Annotated in this window: 16 protein-coding genes; 12 read left to right on the top strand and 4 right to left on the bottom strand. The window is 72.2% G+C overall.

Annotation, left to right across the window (positions count from 1 at the left end; translation table 11 throughout):
• Positions 1-30: 30 nt before the first annotated feature.
• The 3 genes from hmgA to ACZ7LU_RS26285 are packed head-to-tail and all read left to right on the top strand — an operon-like array spanning position 31 to position 3,386.
• Positions 31-1,380 (top strand): homogentisate 1,2-dioxygenase, encoded by a 1,350-nt coding sequence (gene hmgA / locus ACZ7LU_RS26295; RefSeq protein WP_398309978.1) that lies wholly within the window; start codon positions 31-33, stop codon positions 1,378-1,380.
• A gap of 28 nt (positions 1,381-1,408) precedes the next feature.
• Entirely contained in the window at positions 1,409-2,158 is a 750-nt protein-coding gene (locus tag ACZ7LU_RS26290) for a GntR family transcriptional regulator (RefSeq protein ID WP_398309981.1), read from the top strand.
• Between the two features lie 25 nt (positions 2,159-2,183).
• Positions 2,184-3,386, top strand: a complete 1,203-nt coding sequence (locus ACZ7LU_RS26285) for a type ISP restriction/modification enzyme (protein ID WP_471918195.1) — start codon at positions 2,184-2,186, stop codon at positions 3,384-3,386.
• A gap of 20 nt (positions 3,387-3,406) precedes the next feature.
• Here ACZ7LU_RS26285 and ACZ7LU_RS26280 read toward each other — a convergent pair whose 3' ends face one another.
• Both ACZ7LU_RS26280 and ACZ7LU_RS26275 read right to left on the bottom strand, forming a co-directional pair.
• On the bottom strand, positions 3,407-3,676 hold the full coding sequence (locus ACZ7LU_RS26280) for a DUF1905 domain-containing protein (protein WP_398310267.1): 270 nt from the start codon (positions 3,674-3,676) through the stop codon (positions 3,407-3,409).
• A 56-nt stretch (positions 3,677-3,732) separates the two neighbouring features.
• Positions 3,733-4,464 carry a TetR/AcrR family transcriptional regulator C-terminal domain-containing protein gene (locus ACZ7LU_RS26275; protein ID WP_398309986.1) on the bottom strand — a complete coding sequence of 244 codons (732 nt, stop codon included), beginning with the start codon at positions 4,462-4,464 and terminating at the stop codon, positions 3,733-3,735.
• Between the two features lie 63 nt (positions 4,465-4,527).
• Between ACZ7LU_RS26275 and ACZ7LU_RS26270 the strand changes: the two genes are divergently transcribed.
• On the top strand, positions 4,528-5,460 hold the full coding sequence (locus tag ACZ7LU_RS26270) for an ATP-binding cassette domain-containing protein (RefSeq protein ID WP_471918194.1): 933 nt from the start codon (positions 4,528-4,530) through the stop codon (positions 5,458-5,460).
• Positions 5,461-5,522: 62 nt separating this feature from the next.
• Positions 5,523-6,305, top strand: a complete 783-nt coding sequence (locus ACZ7LU_RS26265; protein WP_471918193.1) for an ABC transporter permease — start codon at positions 5,523-5,525, stop codon at positions 6,303-6,305.
• Positions 6,306-6,553: 248 nt separating this feature from the next.
• Here ACZ7LU_RS26265 and ACZ7LU_RS26260 read toward each other — a convergent pair whose 3' ends face one another.
• The gene (locus ACZ7LU_RS26260; RefSeq protein ID WP_358590355.1) at positions 6,554-6,823 is read right to left on the bottom strand and encodes a hypothetical protein; all 270 of its coding nucleotides are present in this window, start codon (positions 6,821-6,823) and stop codon (positions 6,554-6,556) included.
• Between the two features lie 413 nt (positions 6,824-7,236).
• On the opposite strand from ACZ7LU_RS26260, the gene ACZ7LU_RS26255 reads away from it, so the two are divergent.
• Positions 7,237-8,880, top strand: a complete 1,644-nt coding sequence (locus tag ACZ7LU_RS26255; protein ID WP_471918361.1) for a serine/threonine-protein kinase — start codon at positions 7,237-7,239, stop codon at positions 8,878-8,880.
• Here the strand turns inward: ACZ7LU_RS26255 and ACZ7LU_RS26250 are convergent.
• Positions 8,864-9,685: an SGNH/GDSL hydrolase family protein gene (locus ACZ7LU_RS26250; RefSeq protein WP_471918192.1), complete on the bottom strand. Its 822-nt coding sequence runs from the start codon at positions 9,683-9,685 to the stop codon at positions 8,864-8,866. The two genes, ACZ7LU_RS26255 and ACZ7LU_RS26250, sit on opposite strands and share 17 nt — an antisense overlap.
• 231 nt (positions 9,686-9,916) lie before the next feature.
• On the opposite strand from ACZ7LU_RS26250, the gene ACZ7LU_RS26245 reads away from it, so the two are divergent.
• The 6 genes from ACZ7LU_RS26245 (at position 9,917) to ACZ7LU_RS26220 (ending at position 18,402) form a co-directional block, all read left to right on the top strand.
• Complete coding sequence (locus tag ACZ7LU_RS26245; RefSeq protein ID WP_398309998.1) at positions 9,917-10,339, top strand: hypothetical protein; 423 nt, start codon at positions 9,917-9,919, stop codon at positions 10,337-10,339.
• A gap of 1 nt (position 10,340) precedes the next feature.
• Entirely contained in the window at positions 10,341-11,441 is a 1,101-nt protein-coding gene (locus ACZ7LU_RS26240) for a GNAT family N-acetyltransferase (RefSeq protein ID WP_471918191.1), read from the top strand.
• Between the two features lie 362 nt (positions 11,442-11,803).
• Complete coding sequence (locus ACZ7LU_RS26235; protein ID WP_471150295.1) at positions 11,804-12,637, top strand: glycosyltransferase family 2 protein; 834 nt, start codon at positions 11,804-11,806, stop codon at positions 12,635-12,637.
• Positions 12,634-13,641 carry a glycosyltransferase family 2 protein gene (locus ACZ7LU_RS26230; protein WP_471918190.1) on the top strand — a complete coding sequence of 336 codons (1,008 nt, stop codon included), beginning with the start codon at positions 12,634-12,636 and terminating at the stop codon, positions 13,639-13,641. Before ACZ7LU_RS26235 ends, ACZ7LU_RS26230 begins: the two co-directional genes overlap by 4 nt.
• Positions 13,638-14,441: a polysaccharide deacetylase family protein gene (locus ACZ7LU_RS26225; protein ID WP_398310009.1), complete on the top strand. Its 804-nt coding sequence runs from the start codon at positions 13,638-13,640 to the stop codon at positions 14,439-14,441. The genes ACZ7LU_RS26230 and ACZ7LU_RS26225 overlap by 4 nt, the downstream gene beginning before the upstream one ends.
• Positions 14,434-18,402 (top strand): lipopolysaccharide biosynthesis protein, encoded by a 3,969-nt coding sequence (locus ACZ7LU_RS26220; RefSeq protein ID WP_471918189.1) that lies wholly within the window; start codon positions 14,434-14,436, stop codon positions 18,400-18,402. Before ACZ7LU_RS26225 ends, ACZ7LU_RS26220 begins: the two co-directional genes overlap by 8 nt.
• The last annotated feature ends 11 nt before the right edge of the window (positions 18,403-18,413 follow it).

Here is an 18,413-nt window from a genome sequence, read left to right as displayed (position 1 = left end):
CCCATAGGAATCGTTGACGAGGGAGCTGTGATGCGCGGGGACCACGCAAGCAACGCTGGCCGAGCGGGCGCGAGCGACGCCAGGAAGGCCGCCGAAGGGCTGACCTACCTCTCCGGCTTCGGCAACGAACACAGTTCGGAGGCGGTGCCCGGCGCCCTGCCGCACGGCCGCAATGCGCCGCAGCGCGCACCCCTCGGGCTCTATGCCGAGCAGCTGAGCGGCTCGGCCTTCACCGAGCCGCGCGCCCACAACCGCCGCTCGTGGCTCTACCGCATCCGCCCTTCGGCGGCGCACCCGCAGTTCACCCGGGCCGACAACGGCGCGCTGCGCACGGCCCCCTTCACCGAGACGGTCCCCGATCCGAACCGGCTGCGCTGGAACCCGCTCCCGGAGCCCGCGCCCGGCACGGACTTCCTGGCGGGCCTGTGGACGCTCGGCGGCAACGGCGACGCGACGCAGCGCACCGGCATGGGCATCCACCTCTACCACGCCAACTCCTCCATGGCCGACCGGGTGTTCAGCGACGCGGACGGGGAGCTGCTGATCGTGCCGGAGAGCGGCGGACTGCTCCTGCGCACCGAGTTCGGGCTGCTGCACGCCGAGCCCGGCGAGGTCGCGCTGATCCCGCGCGGCGTCCGCTTCCGCGTGGAGCTCCTGGAGGCGACCGCGCGCGGGTACGTGTGCGAGAACTACGGCGCGCCCTTCCAGCTCCCCGACCTCGGCCCGATCGGCGCCAACGGCCTGGCGAACGCCCGGGACTTCCGGGCCCCCGTCGCCGCCTACGAGGACGTCGAGGGCCCGGTGGAGGTGGTGAACAAGTTCTGCGGCAACCTCTGGCGCGCGACGTACGACCACTCCCCGCTCGACGTGGTCGCCTGGCACGGCAACCACGTCCCGTACGTCTACGACCTGCACCGCTTCAATGTGATCGGCTCGATCAGCTACGACCACCCGGACCCGTCGATCTTCACCGTGCTCACCTCCCCGTCGGACACCCCGGGCCTCGCCGGCGTCGACTTCGTCGTCTTCGCGCCGCGCTGGCTGGTGGGCGAGGACACCTTCCGGCCGCCGTACTTCCACCGGAACGTGATGAGCGAGTACATGGGCCTCATCGAGGGCGCGTACGACGCGAAGGCGGAGGGCTTCGTGCCGGGCGGCGGCTCCCTGCACAACATGATGTCCGCGCACGGTCCCGACCGCGAGACCTTCGAGAAGGCGTCGGCCGCCGAGCTCAAGCCGCAGAAGATCGACGACGGCCTCGCCTTCATGTTCGAGACGCGCTGGCCGGTGACGGCCACGGAGCAGGCGGCCACCGCGTCCCACCTGCAGCGCGGTTACGACGACGTATGGCAGGGTCTGGAGCGCCACTTCCGCAACTGACGCATTACCACGCTGATTCGGAGAGACCGTGACCGCTTTTGCCCCGGACTCGATCGTCCTGAATCGGAAACTGCCGCTCTGGTACCAGGTGTCGCAGTCCCTGCGCGCCTCCATACTGGGCCGCACCCCTGACGCCCCGCTCCGGCTGCCCACCGAGGAGCAGCTGGCGGGGCACTACGGGGTGAGCGTGCTGACCATGCGGCAGGCGCTGAAGGAGCTGGAGGACGAGGGGCTCATCACCCGCCACCGGCGGCGCGGCACCTTCATCGAGCCGAGCGCGCGGCGCGGCTCCCCGGTCCGGCTGCTCGGCTCGGTCGACGCGATCGTGGCCCAGCAGTCGGGCATGACCACCCGGCTCCTGGACCACGGCACCGCGCCGCTCCCCGCCGACCTCGCCGGGCACTTCCCGGGGTCGGCCGAGGTGGCGACGTACCACCGGCTGCGCAGCGACGAGAAGACGGGCGAGCCCACCAACCACGCCCGCAACTACGTCCGCCCCGAACTGGCCGCCCGCATCGAGCCGGCCGACCTCGCGCGCTGGCCCATGACAAAGGTCCTGCGCGACGTGGTGGGCGTGCGCATCAGCCGCATCACCGACACCGTCGAGGCGACGCTCGCCGACCCGGAGACCGCGCGGCTCCTCGAAGTGCCGCTGCTCAGCCCGATCCTGCACTACACCGGCGTCACGTACGACGAGGAGGGCCGCACCCTGGACGTGGCCCGCATCCACTACCGCGGCGACCGCTTCTCCTTCTCGGTCACGCTCGACGCGACGTGACGGGCCCGGGCGGACACGTCGTACGATGCCGGGCGTGACGCACGACGAAGCGCCGCTGCTCGCGGACCTCATGCCGTGGTCCGTCGCACCGCTCCGGCCGGGCCGCGGGTGGCCGATGGGTCCGGATCCCGCATCCCTGAAGGCCCGTTGGGGCGCCCTCGTCCGCGCCGAGGGCCAGGACCGCGAGGCCCTGTTCCGGCCGACCCGCGCCCGCACCCTGCACACCGCGGTGGCGCAGCTGCCCGGCCACGCCGGCGGGACGGGCCGGCTGGCCAAGGAGACCGGCCCCTGCCCCGAGCCCGTGCGCGTCCTGCACGGACCGCTCGACGAGCAGTGGCTGATCCCCGACCACCGGCTGCTCGACGTCGCCCGGCCCGAGCTGTGGCGGGTGGCGGGCGAGGGCCAGCTCTTCGCCGTCGAGCAGGGTCACGTCCCCGGGTCCGCGGGGCCCGCCGTCCTCGCCTCGGCGGTGCTGCCGGACGGCCGCTCGCCCGCCGGGCGGCCGGGCAGGATACGGCCGCTGTTCCGCCGCCCCGGCGGCCTGGAGCCCAATGTGGCGCCGGGCCTGCTCGCGCACCTTTCGGAGCTGCTCGGCCAGGAGGTCACCGCGCGCGCCCTGCTCGCCTGGGTGCTCGCGGTGGGCACCGGTTCCGCGGCGGGCTGCCGGGTGCCGCTCACCCACGACGCCGGGGTCTGGGCGCGGGGCGTGGAGCTCGGGCAGCGTCTCCTGCGCCTCCAGCTGCGCGGCGACGGCGAGCGCCCGAAGCTGCCGGGCGGACGCAGGCCCTACGTCCGGGCGCCGCTCCCCGCCCGGCCCGACACCCTGGAGTACGACGCCGAGGACGAGGTCCTGCGGGTCGGCGAGGAGGGCGTCATCTCGCCGGTGTCGAGGGAGGCCTGGGAGTACGAGGTGAGCGGGGTGCGTGTCGTCGAGCGCTGGTTCGCGCGGCGCACGGAGCCGGCCGAGGCGGGCACGCTGGAGGCGATCCGGCCCCCGGCGTGGCCCCAGCCGTGGACGTCCGAGCTGCTCGAACTGATCACGGTGCTCGCCCTCCTCGCGGAACTCGGCCCGGAGCGGGCGGAGTTGGCGTCCTCGCTCGACGCTCCCCTCACCGCGGCCGACCTGCGCGCCGCGGGCGTGCTGCCCGTGCCGGGCGCCGCGCGGCGCCCGGCGTCCGTCCTCGACCACCACGAAGAGGGCCCGGACGGACAGTTCGCCCTGCTCTAGCCCAGTTCGCCCTGCTCTAGCTAGCTCTCCAGCCGCTCCTCCAGGCGGACGGTCACGGTGTCCCCCTCCTCCTTCCCGATCGCCTTGCGCACCTCCGCCTTCACGGGCAGCTTGTGTGTGCCGTCCCCCAGGGCCATGAAAGACCCCCGGAACGGATGACCGTCGATCGTGCCCCTGACCTTCACCAGGCCGCGGGTGCGGAAGTACGCGGCCGACTCGGGCCACACCACGTACGTCCAGCCACCTTTGTTCGGACTCTTCCGCAGCGTCGCGGTGAACTGCTCGTCCATCCTCATGCCTCCGCTTCTGGGGGTTCACGGAATAGGACGGGAGCGGGCCGGGAAACTCATCGGCCGCCGCGCGTGTCCGGGCGGAACGAGTCGAGGAGCCTGCGCAGCGCGCGTTCGAAGCTCTCGTCCGCGTCGCCGGGCGGCGGCGCCTGCGCCAGCATCCCCGCGAGCCGCGGATACGCCCCGCTCGCCACCTGCGCGGCCAGATAGGCGAACCGGACCTCTTGCTCCTGCTCCGCCGACCAGGGCAGGCCCCGGGTGCGCTCGGCGATGGCGATCTCGTTGGCCACGGCGGTCATCGCCGTGCCGTTGACCATCGCGATGAGCTCCATCTTGGTGCCGTAGGGCGCGTCGAGGCCCTCCAGGACGCCGAGGCAGTGCTCCAGATACCGCAGCGCGTTCGGGCTGGAGCCGTAGACCGTCGACATGACGTGCACCAGCCACGGGTGCCGCCGCAGGATCGCCCGGGTCTGCCGGCCGAGGGCGAGCATCTCCGCATACCAGTCGCCGCCCACGGCCTCCTCGGACAGCTCGTACTCGCCGCTGGCCATGTCGACCATCAGCTCGTACAGGTCCTCCTTGCGCGGCACGTAGTTGTACAGCGACATCGTGCCGCAGCCCAGCTCGGCCGCCACGCGCCGCATGGACACCGCGGCGATGCCGTCCGCGTCGGCGATGCGGACGGCCGCCCGGGCGATGTCGGCCCTGCTGTACGCGGGCTTGGGGCCGCGGCCCGCACGCTCGGGGCGCGCCCAGATCACTTCGGGAGTGGCCGCTCGGCCCGCCATTGATCATCACCTCGACCCCCATGTTAGTTACGTACAGCGTACGTAGTGGGGTACCGTGACGGCATGACTACTACGTACGCTGTACTTAGTGAGGGTCTGGAGAAGCGGTACGGCTCCGGCGACTCGGCCGTCACCGCCCTGCGGGGCCTCGACCTCGCCATCGCCGAGGGCACCGTCTGCGGGCTGCTCGGCCCCAACGGCGCGGGCAAGACCACCGCGGTCCGGGTCCTCACCACCCTTCAGGCGCCGGACGCCGGGACCGCGCGCGTCGCGGGGCACGACGTGGTGCGCGAGCCGGCCGCGGTGCGCCGGCACATCGGCGTCACCGGGCAGTACGCGTCGGTCGACGGCGATCTGACCGGGCGTGAGAACCTGCGGCTCTTCTCCCGCCTCCTGCGCGCGCCGCGCGGACGCGCCGACGAACTCCTCGGACAGTTCGGGCTCACCGACGCGGCGGACCGCCCGGCCCGTACGTACTCCGGCGGCATGCGGCGCCGCCTCGACCTCGCGGCGAGCCTCCTCACCCGGCCCGCCGTGCTCTTCCTCGACGAGCCCACCACCGGCCTCGACCCGCACAGCAGGAACGGCATCTGGGAGGCCGTGCGGAAGCTCGCGGGCGAGGGCACGACGGTGCTGCTCACGACCCAGTACCTGGAGGAGGCCGACCAGCTGGCCGACGACATCGTGCTGATCGACGGCGGCCGGGCGGCCCACCACGGCACGCCCACGGAGCTGAAGGCGCAGATCGGGAGCTACGCGGAGGTCGCCGTCGCGGAGGGCGCGGCGCTGCCCGCGGCGGCCGCGGTCCTGGACCGGCTGACGGGCGCGGAGCCGGTGCTCGACGCGGAGTCCCGCACCGCCGGAGTGGTCTCCCTCGATCCCGCGCTCACGCTGCCGCGGCTGGTGCGCGAGCTGGACGCGGCGGGCGTTCCCGTCGTCGACGTGAGCCTGCGCCGCCCGTCGCTGGACGACGTCTTCCTCCGGCTCGTCCCGTGAGCCAGGACGTCGCTCCCGCCCCGGGCCACAGGCCCGCTCCCCGACTCCCGGAGGTCTCCCCCATGAACACCATCCTCTACGACGGCACGGCCATGCTCGGCCGGCACCTGCAGCGCGTCCGGCACGCGCCCGCGATCCTGGTCATGACCCAGACGATGCCGATCGTCTTCCTGCTCTTCTTCGGCTATGTCTTCGGCAGCGCCCTCGCGATGCCCGGCTCCGACTACCGGGCCTTCCTCGTGCCCGGCATGCTGGTCGCGACCGCCGCCAACGGCATCATGACCGGCATGTTCACCGCCGCCCAGGACACCCACCGGGGCGTGATGGACCGGTTCCGGACGCTGCCGATGAGCAGGGCCGCCGTGCCGCTCGGGCAGGCGCTGGCCGATCTGGTGACCACGGCGGCGGGGCTCGTGCCGCTGGCGCTCGTGGGGTTCGCCATGAGGTGGCGCGTCGAGGGCGGGCCGCTCGCGGCGGCCGGCGCGTTCGGGCTGCTGATGCTCTTCCGGTTCGCGACCACGTGGATCGGGATCCTGCTGGGCCTCGCGTCGCGGAGCGAGGAGGCGGCGGGGCAGCTGGGCAGCGCCACCTTCATGCTGCCGCTGCTGTCGAACGCGTACATCCCCACCGACGGGCTGCCGTCCTGGCTGCGGTTCGTCGCGGAGTGGAATCCGATCAGCGCGGTGGCGACGGCGGTGCGCGACCTGTGCGGCAACGCGCCCGTCCCGGCGGACGCGGCCTGGCCCGTCACGCATCCGGTGGCGGGGTCGGTGCTCTGGTCGCTGGTGCTGCTGGCGCTGTGCGTGCCGGCGGCCGTCCGGCGGTATGCCCGCGGGGAGCGCTGAAAACCGCGGGAGGCACGGGGAAGAAGAGGAGGCAGAGGCGCTGCGGCGAACACGCACCGACCGGGGGAGTTTGGGCGCGTCGGCCCGACGATCGGTGCGGTTCGGCTGAATCTCTGCGCGTCCGGAGCCGACGAGCGGCCCGTCGAGCCCGGGGTCTACGGGGTGGTGTGACGGACGGAGGAGGGAGAGCGGGGTGGCGGGAAAGACCCGCCGCGGAGCGGCGGTTCAGTCCCGGGGGCCACCCGCGGTCAGCGTCCGCCGAACAGCGAGCGCCGCAACCGGCGCAGTGGCGCGAAGAGCGAGACTCGCCTCACTCGGGCACCCCTGCTGCTGCGGGCGTGCGCGGTGTCACGTGAGGTCAGCTCACGCATCAGCAGCGTCGCCTCGTGCGACTCCCGCTGCGGGACGGCGGGGCCGCCCAGCACCGAGAGATGGCGGTCGAGACGCGAGCTGCTCGCGCTGCTGCCACAAGTGATCGCAGGGACACGCGCCCTGCTGCGCACCGTTATCTGTTCCATGTCACTCCCCACCCGTACGAGGGCACCCGGCCCAGGGCAGGTTAACCCTATCGCCCCATCCTGACACGCGTGTATCCCGGTCGCAGGATTCACCTACCCCACAAGGAGGTTGACGATTACTCTCCGAATACGACTGATTCCAGGGCGAGTTGGACATACGTCCTGACCGTGGCGCGGCAGCGCTCCGGTGACGTGGGCCATCTCACGCGGGTTCCCGGACGCCATGTCCGCGTCACTGGGGCGAGCGGGCTCGCTCTTGGGTGTGGATTGGTGTGCAAGGGGGCCGCAACAGCGCTCGGTTGAGCTACTTTTGTGGAGAATCGCACCGCTGCGGATGGGGGGCGCCCGTGAGCCGGCCAGAGCGCGTGATCGCCGGGCGGTACCGCCTTCTGGCGCCGTTGGGCGAGGGGGGCATGGGCACCGTGTGGCGGGCCCGTGACGAGGTGCTTGGCCGTGAGGTGGCCGTCAAGGAAGTGCGCGCCCCCGCCGGGCTCCCGGCGGGTGACGTCGACCGGCTGTACGCGCGCCTGGAGCGCGAGGCCTGGGCCGCCGCCCGCATCCCCCACCGGAACGTGGTGACGGTCTACGACGTCGCGAGCGAGAGCGGCCGCCCCTGGATCGTCATGGAGCTGGTCCGCGGCCTCTCCCTGTCGGACGTGCTGGACGCCGAGGGAGCGCTCACCCCGCAGCGGGCCGCCCGGATCGGCGCCGAGGTCCTCGGCGCCCTGCGCGCCGCCCACGACGCCGGGGTCCTGCACCGCGACGTCAAGCCGGGCAACGTCCTGATCGCGAACGACGGCCGGGTCGTCCTCACGGACTTCGGGATCGCCCTGGTCGAGGGGAGTTCGGCGCTGACGATGACCGGTGAGGTCGTCGGGTCGCCGGAATTCCTCGCGCCGGAGCGGGCGTTGGGGCAGCGGCCGGGGCCCGCGTCCGACCTGTGGTCGCTCGGCGTACTGCTGTACGCCGCGGTGGAGGGCAGCTCGCCGTTCCGCCAGGACACCCCGCTGAGCACGCTGCGCGCGGTGGTGGACGAGCCGCTGCCGCCCGCCCGCGGCGCCGGGCCGCTCACCCCGGTCATCGAGGGGCTGCTGCGCAAGGATCCGGACGAGCGGATGTCCGCGGCCGACGCCGAGCGCGATCTGCGCACCGTCGCCTCGGGCGGCACGCCGCGCACCGGGTCCGCGCTCCCCTACATGCCGACGACCACGGCCGAGCGGCCCCCGCCCGAGCCGACGCCGCCCGCTCCCCTGCCCGCCCCCGCGCCGTGGCCCACCACGGCCACCACCGACACGTCGACGGCCGGGCCCGACCGGTCCCGCCGGGCGGTGGCCGTCCTGGTGGCGGGCCTCGTCGCCCTGGCGCTCGCGCTCGGCGGGCTCACCTACTACCTGGTCGGTCGCGACGACGGCGGAGGCGGGAGCGGCAACGAAGGCAGTGACAGCAGCGGCCAGTCCGCCGGGGGCGGCGGCAGTACGTCGGAGGGGTCGGACGGCGGCTCCGGCGGAGGCGGGTCGACCGGCTCCACGGACGGGAACGGCGACGACGGCGGCTCCACGGACGGCGGCGGCGGAGGCGACGGAAACAACGGAGGGAGCGGGGGGAACGGCGGAAGCGGCGGGAGCGGGGGCAGCACCCCGGCCCCGCAGTCCGTGAAGGTGCACGTCTCGGGCGCCTACACGCAGTACGAGGGCGCGTGTCCGCCGGCGGCCGCTCACGCTCCGTCGTTCACCGCGACGTTCACGGTGGGGCGCGTCCCCGCCACCGTCGAGTACCGCTGGGTGACGGAGTCCGGTGAGCCGAGCGAGCCAGGCTGGAAGACCCTGTCCTTCCCCTCGGGGAGCAAGACCCGGCAGGTCAATCACGTCGAGACGGCGTACGACACGGGCGGCGGGACGTACGAGAACGCGATCAGCGTCCAGGTGCGCAAGCCCGTGGAGACGACGTCGAACTCGGTGGCGTACACGGTCACCTGTGAGGAGGAGACCCCGACGGGCGGGGCCTCCTACACGCCGAACGGGTACGGACAGCCGGTGGGGGTCAGGCCGCCGCGGTGAAGACCGGGAGGTAGCCACCGGACTGGCCGGCGGCGGTGGGGTGGTAGGACTCGCCGATGTTGAGCCAGTTCACGCTGTGCAGCCAGGGGCTGCCGGAGCAGATCTCGTGCCCCGCGAAGGTGGAGGTGACGTCACCGAAGGCGAAGCCGTGGTCGGCGGCGCGCTTTTCGGTGGCGGCGTTGAGATAGTCCGCCGCGCCGTTGATGGCGGCCCGCTCGCGCTCGGAGAGGCCGGCGGCGCAGCTGCCGCTGAGCTTGTAGAAGCGGGGGTAGCCGAGGACGACGACGCGGGCGGAGGGGGCCTTCGCCCTGATCGCGTCGTACACCCTGTCGAGGTTCCCGGGGAGCGTGGTGTCGACGTACCGGCGCGCCTGGTCGATGCGGGCCAGGCAGTTGCTCTCGGACTGCAGCACACAGGTCGTCATGACGTCGGCGAAGCCCGCGTCGTTGCCGCCGACGGAGAGGGAGACGAGGCCGGTGCCGGCGCCGAGCGGACCCAGCTGGTTCGCCAGAACATCACCCGTACGAGCGCCCGAGCAAGCGGTGAAGGCGAAGCTCGAGGGTGAGTGGGCGGCTGCCCACAGGGCGGGGTAGGCGCGGGTGCTGCGCTTGCAACTGCCGCTTCCGCTGTCGTAGTTGCCGGCGCCGACGCCCGACGAGTAGGAGTCGCCGAGGGCCACATAGCCGGTGGCCGCGGCCTTCTGGTCGGACGACTGTTCGGCGCGGGCCGCTGCCGCGCCGGTGAGCGCGAAGGCGGCCGCAAGGAGGAGCGAGGACACGTATGCCGTGATCCGGGACAATTTCATGGAACCTCCCTTAGCAGGGTTTCTGCCTCGACCGTGGTAGCACGCACCCCCGACCACCGATAGTGTCCATGTCAATAAGTTCTTGAACAATTCCCTTGTGATCGCGGGAAGTTCAGCTTCGACCGGTTGTGGCGGGGAACATTTGCACGCCCTCTCCGCATCTTGACGGGCCGCCGAGGGGTGGGCGACATTGAAGCCCGGCATCCGGCGCGTCGGGGGGCAAAGTCGCCCATGCAGACCAACGTCAAGGCACCACCAGCGGACACGGGGCAGCACACCGGAGGGGGCGGCCGCCACGACCTGGTACCGCTGCTCGCGGGGGCGGCCGTCGCCGTCGGCGGGGTCGGCGCGGTGCTCGCGCTCGTCGACCTGGACTCACCGCTGCGCGGCCCGTGCACCCTCTTCTTCCTCCTCGCCGCGCCCGGGGCCGCGATCGGCGCGGCACTGCGGGCCCTCACACCGTGGGGCAGGGCCGTGGTGTCCGTGTCCGGGGCCGCCGCGGTCAACCTGCTCGTGGCCCAGGGCATGCTGGCGCTGCACGTGTGGTCGGTGCGCGGCGGTGTCGCCGCGGTCGCCGCCCTCAGTTCGCTCATCCTCCTGCTGACCGTGGTGCGACGGCTGCGCGGCCGTCCGGCGAGAAGGTGGACCACCTGACGTGAACATCACCGTGCACCGCCCCGGCGAACTCACCTCGGCCGACCGGGCGGCGTGGACCGCGCTGCAGTCCAAGGCGCACCTCCACGGCTCGCCCGGTCTCGCCAACCCCTTCCTCTCCCCCGAGTTCGCACTCGCGATCGGGCACGAGCGGCGCGGGGTGCGGATCGCCGTGGCGCGCGAGGACGGCGGGCCCGCCGCGTTCCTCCCCTTCCAGAGATCGGCCACCGGCATCGGCCGGGCCATCGGTCTCGGCGTCTCCGACTGCCAGGGCCTGGTGCACCGGCCGGGCTTCGACTGGGATGCCAGGGAGCTGTTGCGGGCCTGCGGGCTCTCCCTGTGGGAATTCGACCATCTGGTGGCCGGTCAGACGCCGTTCGAGGCGCACGCCTCGGGCACCTTCGCCTCCCCCGTCATCGATCTCGACCAGGGGTACGAGGCCTATCTCCGCCAGCTCCGCGAGGAGTCCCCGAAGTTCCTCAAGCCGACGCTCGCCAAGGAGCGCAGACTTGGCCGCGACCACGGCGCCGTGCGGTACGTGCACGACGAGCGCGACCCCGCGGTCCTCACCACGCTGATGGGCTGGAAGTCCGCGCAGTACCGCAGGACGGGCCGCAGCGACCGCTTCGCACGCCCCTGGATCGTCCGGCTGCTGCGCCGGCTCTTCCACACCCGCACCGACTCCTTCGCCGGGGTCCTCTCTGTCCTCTACGCCGCCGACGTGCCGGTCGCCGCGCACTTCGGGCTGCGTTCCGAGCGGATCCACACCTGCTGGTTCCCGGCGTACGACCCGGCCTACGCGAAGTACTCGCCCGGCCTCATCATGCACCTGCACATGGCCGAGGGCGCCGCCGCCGACGGGATCGCGCACATCGATCTCGGCCGCGGCCAGAAGGCCTACAAGGACTCCCTCAAGACACGTGAACTCGTCGTGTCCGAGGGGTGGGTGGCGCTCCGCCGTCCAGCGGCGTTCGGGCACCGGGCGCGGCGTGCCCCGGTCAGGGCGCTGCGCAACACCGTGCAGTCACGACCGGAATTGTTCGAACCGGCCGACAAACTGCTCAAGCGTATGGGTCGAATTCGATCTAGGGGCAGGGAATAAGCCGGTCCGAATAAGATCGAACAGTTTACGCAAATCATGAAAAACGTGGGACCACGCTCCAGGTCTTGCCATACAGTCTCATTCATCAATACCGTCGTACATCCACCCGCAACGGTCCATCACGCAATGCGATCAAGGGGAGGGCTCAAGATCGCGGTGATGCCGGTGCGGGCGCGGTAGGGGGGTGCCGTGCTCGGTGACCGCTCTTTCACCGAGTCACGTCCCGCGCAAATGCCAGCTCACTCGGCATGCACGGAGATCCATTTCGTCACGCTCAAGTGAGAACCCCCCTTTCGAACCGGATCAATTTCCGGACTGCCCGGGGGCGGGCCGTCCACCGGACGAGAGGGACCACCGGACTCATGACTTCTTTTGTGCGCCCGGCAGACGCCGGGCAAGAGCCATTGGAAGAGATCTCAAGGAACTACCGGCCGATCTCCACGCACTTGGCGATCACCCCACCCGTCAGTGTGGTGATACCGGCCATGAACGAAGCGGAGAATCTTCCGTACGTTTTCAAGACACTGCCCGAATGGGTGCACGAGGTCGTCCTCGTGGACGGCAATTCCACCGACGACACGGTGGCGGTCGCCCGTGAGCTGTGGCCGGACGTGAAGGTCGTCCGCCAGCTCGGCAAGGGCAAGGGTGACGCTCTCATCACCGGCTTCGCCGCGTGCACGGGCGACATCATCGTGATGGTCGACGCCGACGGCTCCGCCGACGGCAACGAGATCGTCTCCTACGTCTCCGCCCTCGTCTCGGGCGCGGACTTCGCCAAGGGCTCCCGGTTCGCCAACGGCGGCGGCACGGACGACATGACGCCCATCCGCAAGCTCGGCAACCACGTCCTGTGCTCCGTGGTGAACACCAAGTTCGGCGCGCGCTACACCGACCTGTGCTACGGCTACAACGCCTTCTGGCGGCACTGCCTCGACAAGATCGAGCTCGACTGCACCGGCTTCGAGGTCGAGACCCTGATGAACATCCGGGTCGTCAAGGCCGGGCTCAAGGTCCAGGAGATCCCGAGCCACGAGTACCTGCGGATCCACGGCACCAGCAACCTCAGAGCCGTCCGGGACGGCATCCGCGTACTGAAGGTGATCCTCTCCGAGCGCTCCAGCCGCGGCAGGCGCGGCGGGCGGCGCAAGGGCGGCCGGGGGCTGCCGCTCCGGGCCGGTCAGGGAGAAGGGTCTTGAACGGGGACACATCCGTCGTAATCTGCGTGTACACCGAGGACCGCTGGGAGGACATTCTCGCGGCGGTCTCCTCGGTGCGCGCGCAGTCACGTGCGGCGCTGGAAACCCTTCTCGTGGTCGACCACAACGCCTCGCTCCTGGACCGCCTCACCAAGGAGTACAAGGAGACCGAGGGTGTGCGGGTGCTCGCGAACGCGGGCCCCCGCGGCCTCTCGGCGGGCCGCAACACCGGGATCGCCGCCGCCCGCGGCGACTTCATCGCCTTCCTCGACGACGACGCCGTCGCCGAGCGGGACTGGCTGCGGTACTTCGCCGAGGCGTTCGAGGACCCGCGGGTCCTCGCCGTCGGCGGCCGCACCCTGCCCGCCTGGGAGTCCGGGCGGCGGCCGGACTGGTTCCCCGAGGAATTCGACTGGGTGGTCGGCTGCACGTACAAGGGGCTGCCCCGCGGACGGGTGCGGGTGCGCAACGTCCTCGGCGGTAACGCCTCCTTCCGGCGCACCGCCTTCGCCGCGCCGGGCGGCTTCGCCACGGGCATCGGACGGGACGGCGACAAACGGCCGCTGGGCTGCGAGGAGACGGAGTTCTGCATCCGCCTCACCCGCACGAGACCGGACGCCGTCCTGCTCATCGACGACCGCTCGGTGATCCACCACCGGGTGCCCGCCGCGCGGGAACGATTCCGCTACTTCCGTACGCGGACGTACGCCGAAGGCCTCTCCAAGGCACTCGTCTCCCGAAGTGTCGGCGCCGCCAAGGGCCTCGAGTCCGAGCGGCGCTACACCACGCGCGTCCTGCCCGCCGGGGTCGCCCGCGGCCTGCGCGACGCGGCGCTCGGCCGCCCGGGCGGTGCGGGGCGCGCGGGGGCCATCGTGGCGGGAGTGCTCACCGCGGCGGGGGGGTACGTACTCGGGAGCGTCCGTGCGCGCAGGGGAGGCGCGACGTTCTCGGTCGTGGAGATCGCCGGGACGGCAGAGACGGGCGGCGAGGGGGCTGCCGCATGAGCACGGGACCCGTGCCGATACTGATGTACCACTCCGTCGCGCGCGCGCCGAACGCCGCGACGCACGACCTCTCGGTCTCCCCCGACGCCTTCGAACGCCAGATGAAGGTGCTCGCCGAGCGCGGCTTCACCCCGCTCACGACCGCCCGGCTGGCCGCTCTCTGGCGCACTTCCTGCGGGTCACTGCCCGAGCGGCCCGTCCTGATCACCTTCGACGACGGCTACGAGGGCGTGCACCGGTACGCGCTGCCCGTGCTCGCCGGGCACGGCTTCGCGTCGACCCTCTTCGTCACCACCGGCTGGCTGCGCGGGGCGTACGACACCGGGGGCGCCCCCGACCGCATGCTCGACTGGGACCAGGTGCGCGAACTCGCCGCCGCCGGGGCCGAGATCGGCGGGCACAGCCACACCCACCCCGAACTCGACCAGCTCGACGACGACCGGCTCCGCTCCGAGCTGCGGCGCTGCCGCGACATCGTCACCGACGAGCTGGGCACCCGGCCCGTGTCCTTCGCGTACCCGTTCGGCTACTCCGACCGCCGGGTGCGGGAGCGGGTGCGCGAGACGGGCTTCGGCCAGGCCCTCGCCGTCGGCAACCGGCTGGCGTGCCGGACGCAGGGGCCGTACGCGCTGCGGCGCGTGACCGTGCGGCGCACCACAGGGGCCGAGGAGTTCGAGCGGCTCGTGACCGGCCGCTCGATCGGCCGCATTTTCGCCAGGGACCGCGCCCTCACCAAGGGGTACGCCGTGGTCCGCAGAGCCCGACAGGTACGTCGGAAGGCAACGCGTTCCAGTGTCTGACACGACCACGGCCCAGGCCGGCGCCCCCGATTCCGCGAGCGCCGGGGGCCGGTCACCGTCCGGCAAGCCCGGTAAGTCCGGTAAATTAAGCAAGACCGGTAAGTCCGGCAAGTTCGGCAGGGCCCGCAGGATGCGCCTGCCGGGCCGTGGAGACGATCAGAGCCCGCTGTTCCGCAACGCGTACGCACTGATGCTCAACACCGGCATCTCCGGCGTGCTCGGCGTGGGCTTCTGGCTGGCCGCCGCCCGGTACTACTCGGAGTCGGCGGTCGGTCAGGGTTCGGCGGCGATCGCCGCGATGAAGCTCCTCGCGGGGCTCGCCGCGCTGACGCTGATGGGCGCCCTCGCGCGGTTCATCCCCATCGCGGGGCGCGCCACGGGCAAGCTCATCTTCCGTACGTACGCGGGCAGTTCCGCCGTGGTGGCGCTCGCCGCCGTCCTCTTCCTGCTCACACTGGACCTCTGGGGACCCTCGTACCGCTTCCTGCACGGTCCCGTCCACGGCGTCGGCTTCGTCCTCGCCGTGGTGGCCTGGTCGGTCCTGACGCTGCAGGACGGCGTCCTGACCGGGCTGCGCAGCGCGCTCTGGGTGCCGGTGGGCAACACCGTCTTCTCGGTCGCCAAGCTCGCGCTGCTCATCGCGATCGCCGCCGCGATCCCCACCGCGGGCGTCTTCGTGTCCTGGGTCGCCTCGATCCTCGTGTCGGTGATCCCGCTCGGCTGGCTGGTCTTCCGGCGCCTGGTGCCGCGGCACGTGCAGGCCACCGAGGGGAAGGCGCAGCCGCCGACGCTGCGCGAGATCGGCCGCTTCCTCGCCGGCGACTACACCGGCTCGCTCTTCTCGCTCGCCGTGGTCTACCTCGTCCCGGTGATCGTGGCGTCGCAGGTCAGCTCGGTCGACAACGCGTACTTCTACATCACCACCACCATCGGCAGCACCATCAACCTCCTCGCCATCAACATGGGTGCCTCGCTGACCGTGGAGGGCGCGCACGATCCGGCGCTGCTCGCCGCCAACACCCGCTCGGCGCTGCGCCGGATGGCGGTGATCATGCTGCCGGTGTGCGGGATCCTCTTCCTGGCCGCACCGCTGATCCTGAGCATGTTCGGCCGGGGGTACGCGGACGCGGCCACTCCGCTGCTGCGCTGGTTCGTGGTGGGGGCGCTGCTGCGGGTCGTCATGGAGACGTACTTCGCGGTGCAGCGCGCGCAGAGCAAGACGTCCGGCATCGCCTGGCTGCAGGGCCTGTTGTGCGTCCTGGTGCTCGGCCTCACGCTGATCCTGCTGCCGCGGATGGGGCTGACCGGCGCGGGCGTCGCGGAGATCTGCAGCCTGGCGGTGATCGTGGCCATCGCGGCGCCGAAGCTGTACCGCGTGGTGCGGGCGGCGCCCTCGGGGCAGGCCGCGGGGGCGGCGCCGGACGGGGACCTGGCCGACCTGGGGACGCCGGACGCGCCCGCCGAACAGGTGCGGGCGGGGGCCTCGGCCAGGGACGGGGAGCGCAAGCAGCATCGCGGGCCCGCGTGGGCGTTGCGCGAGTCGCTCGACTCGGACACACTCCAGCTCGCGGTGCAGCTCGACTTCGAGCACCAGGAGCGCAGGCCGGACGTGCGCCCCGGTCCTGGCACGCCCGCGGCGGGGACGCCCGTGGCGCGGAGCGAGGGGGACGACATGGACCACCGGCCGACCTGGGCGCTGAGAACCCCGGCCGGGCCGGACACCACACCCGTCCCGGGGCCTGAACCGGACCACGTGCCCGACGCCGTGGAGGACGCGGCGCCAGCAACTCCCCCGGAACCGGCGGCACCGGCAGAGCCCGTCGCAGCTCCTCCGGAACCGGCGGCACCGGCAGAACCCGTAACAGCGCCTCCGGAACCGGCGGCCCCCGAGGAACCGGCCCCGCCACCGCGCGCCCCCCGCCGCCACATCCTCGTCATGGCGCTGCTCCTCGCCGCCGCGCTCGCCCTGTACTGGCTGCCCGTCCTCGGTCTCGGCGAGAAGGACCTGGACGGCATGGGCGGGCTCGGTCTGATCTCCGTGCTCCCGACGCCGACGCTGGTCGGCGCCGCCCTCCTGGTCGTCGTGTTCGCCGCGCTGCTCTGGATGGACCGGCCGGTCAAGAGCCTCCTCCTGCTCACCCTGCTCGCCACCGTCGTGTCGCTGCACGCGCTGCCCGCGGTCGTCGAGACCGAGCCGCGGTTCGCCACGGCCTGGCAGCACCTGGGCTTCATGGAGTACATCGACCGGACGGGCTCCGCGGTGCCCGATCTGGACGCGCGCTGGAGCTGGCCGGGCTTCTTCGCCGCGGCCACCTTCGTCGCGGAGGCGTGCGGCGTCTCGGACATGACCGAGGTGATCCGCTGGTGGCCGACGGCGATCCAACTGCTGTACCTGGCCCCGATGTTCCTGCTCGTGCGGTCGATCAGGGCGGCCTGGCGCGCCAAGTGGGCGGGTCTGTGGATCTTCGTCCTGAGCGGCTGGGTCGGTCAGGACTACTTCTCCCCGCAGGGCTTCACGTACCTCCTCTACATCGTCTTCGTCGCCGTGCTCCTGGTGTGGTTCCGCGCCCCGCGCGTGCTGTGGACCAAGCGGCGCCCGGGCGAGGCCGAGGTCGAGCCGGCCGGCCGCGGGGAACGCGCGGTGCTGCTCCTGGTCCTGATCGGCCTCTTCGCCGCGACGGTCCCCGCGCACCAGCTCACGCCGTTCGTGATGCTCGGCGTCCTTACGGTGCTCGTCCTGGTCGGCCGCTCGGAGCTGCGCGGCCTGCCGCTGCTCTTCGGGGTGCTCGTCGTCGTGTGGCTCGGCTTCCTCGCCGAGCCGTACTGGTCGGGGCACTTCGGCGAGCTGTTCGGCGGGGTCGGCGGGGTGGGCGGCAATGTGTCCTCGTCGGTCTCCGGACGCATCGAGGGCGGCGATCCCACCCACAAACTGGTGCTGTACGTGCGGGTGGCGATGGCCGGCGGCGTCATGGCGTTCGCCTGCTGGGGCTGGTGGCGGCGGCGCTTCCACAAGTACGGCGAACGCTCGCTCCTCGTCCTCACCTTCGTGCCGTTCCTGGGCTTCGGCATGCAGTCGTACGGCGGCGAGATGGCCCTGCGCGTCTTCATGTTCGCGCTGCCGGGCGCGGCGCTGCTCGCCGGCCTTGCGCTGTTCCCGCGCGCGGGCGGCACACCGGACGAGCCCGACCGTGGCGGTGGCGGTGGCGGTGGCGGTGGCGGTGGCGGTGGCCGGGTGCATCTCGCGCCGCTGGCCGCCCTCCTGGCCGGGCTCGTCCTGATGGGCGGTTTCTTGGTGGCCCGCTGGGGCAACGAACCCTTCGAGCGGGTCCGTCCCGGCGAGGTCGCCGCGATGGAGTACGTGTACGCGCACGACGAGCCGACGGCACGGCTGCTCTGGATGACCAACGACACGGTCAACAACGTGACGCCGTCGATCCCGTGGGGCTCCCGGGACATGGAGAAGGTGGAGTACGTTCCGACGCTCGCGCCCGCCGACCCGGTCCTGGTGTCCGGCCTGGCGAAGGCCCTCAAGGACGCGGGACCCAACTCGTACCTGATGATCAACCGCAGCCAGACGGCCTTCCTGCAGCTGGACGCCGGCTACTCGAAGACGTGGGAGACGCGGCTCGTCCGCAACCTCGACGCCCGCGAGGACCTCAAGAAGGTCTTCGCCAACGCCGACGCGACCGTCTACACCCTGAGCGAGCGGCCGGACGGCAGGGTCGCGCGGGCCGATCCGGGGCCCGTCGGGCCGAAGGTGACCTGGACGCCGTGGTCGGTGGTGGGCGGTCTCGCCGCCGTCGCGCTCGTGCTGCTGCTCGGGGCGCGCGAGGTGGTGCGGGTCGCCGCGGCGCCGAGCGTGCGACAGCAGCGGTGGCTGCAGGGCAGCTTCTGGTTCTCGCTGCCGCTGCTCGCGGTGCTGCTCGCTTCACTGATCCAGCGGTTCGTGACGATGGCGTGAGGATCGGCGGG

Source organism: Streptomyces sp. NPDC039462 (genome assembly GCF_055639375.1).
The sequence above is the reverse complement of the archived record's forward strand: the minus strand, read 5'-3'. Positions and strand labels throughout refer to the sequence as shown.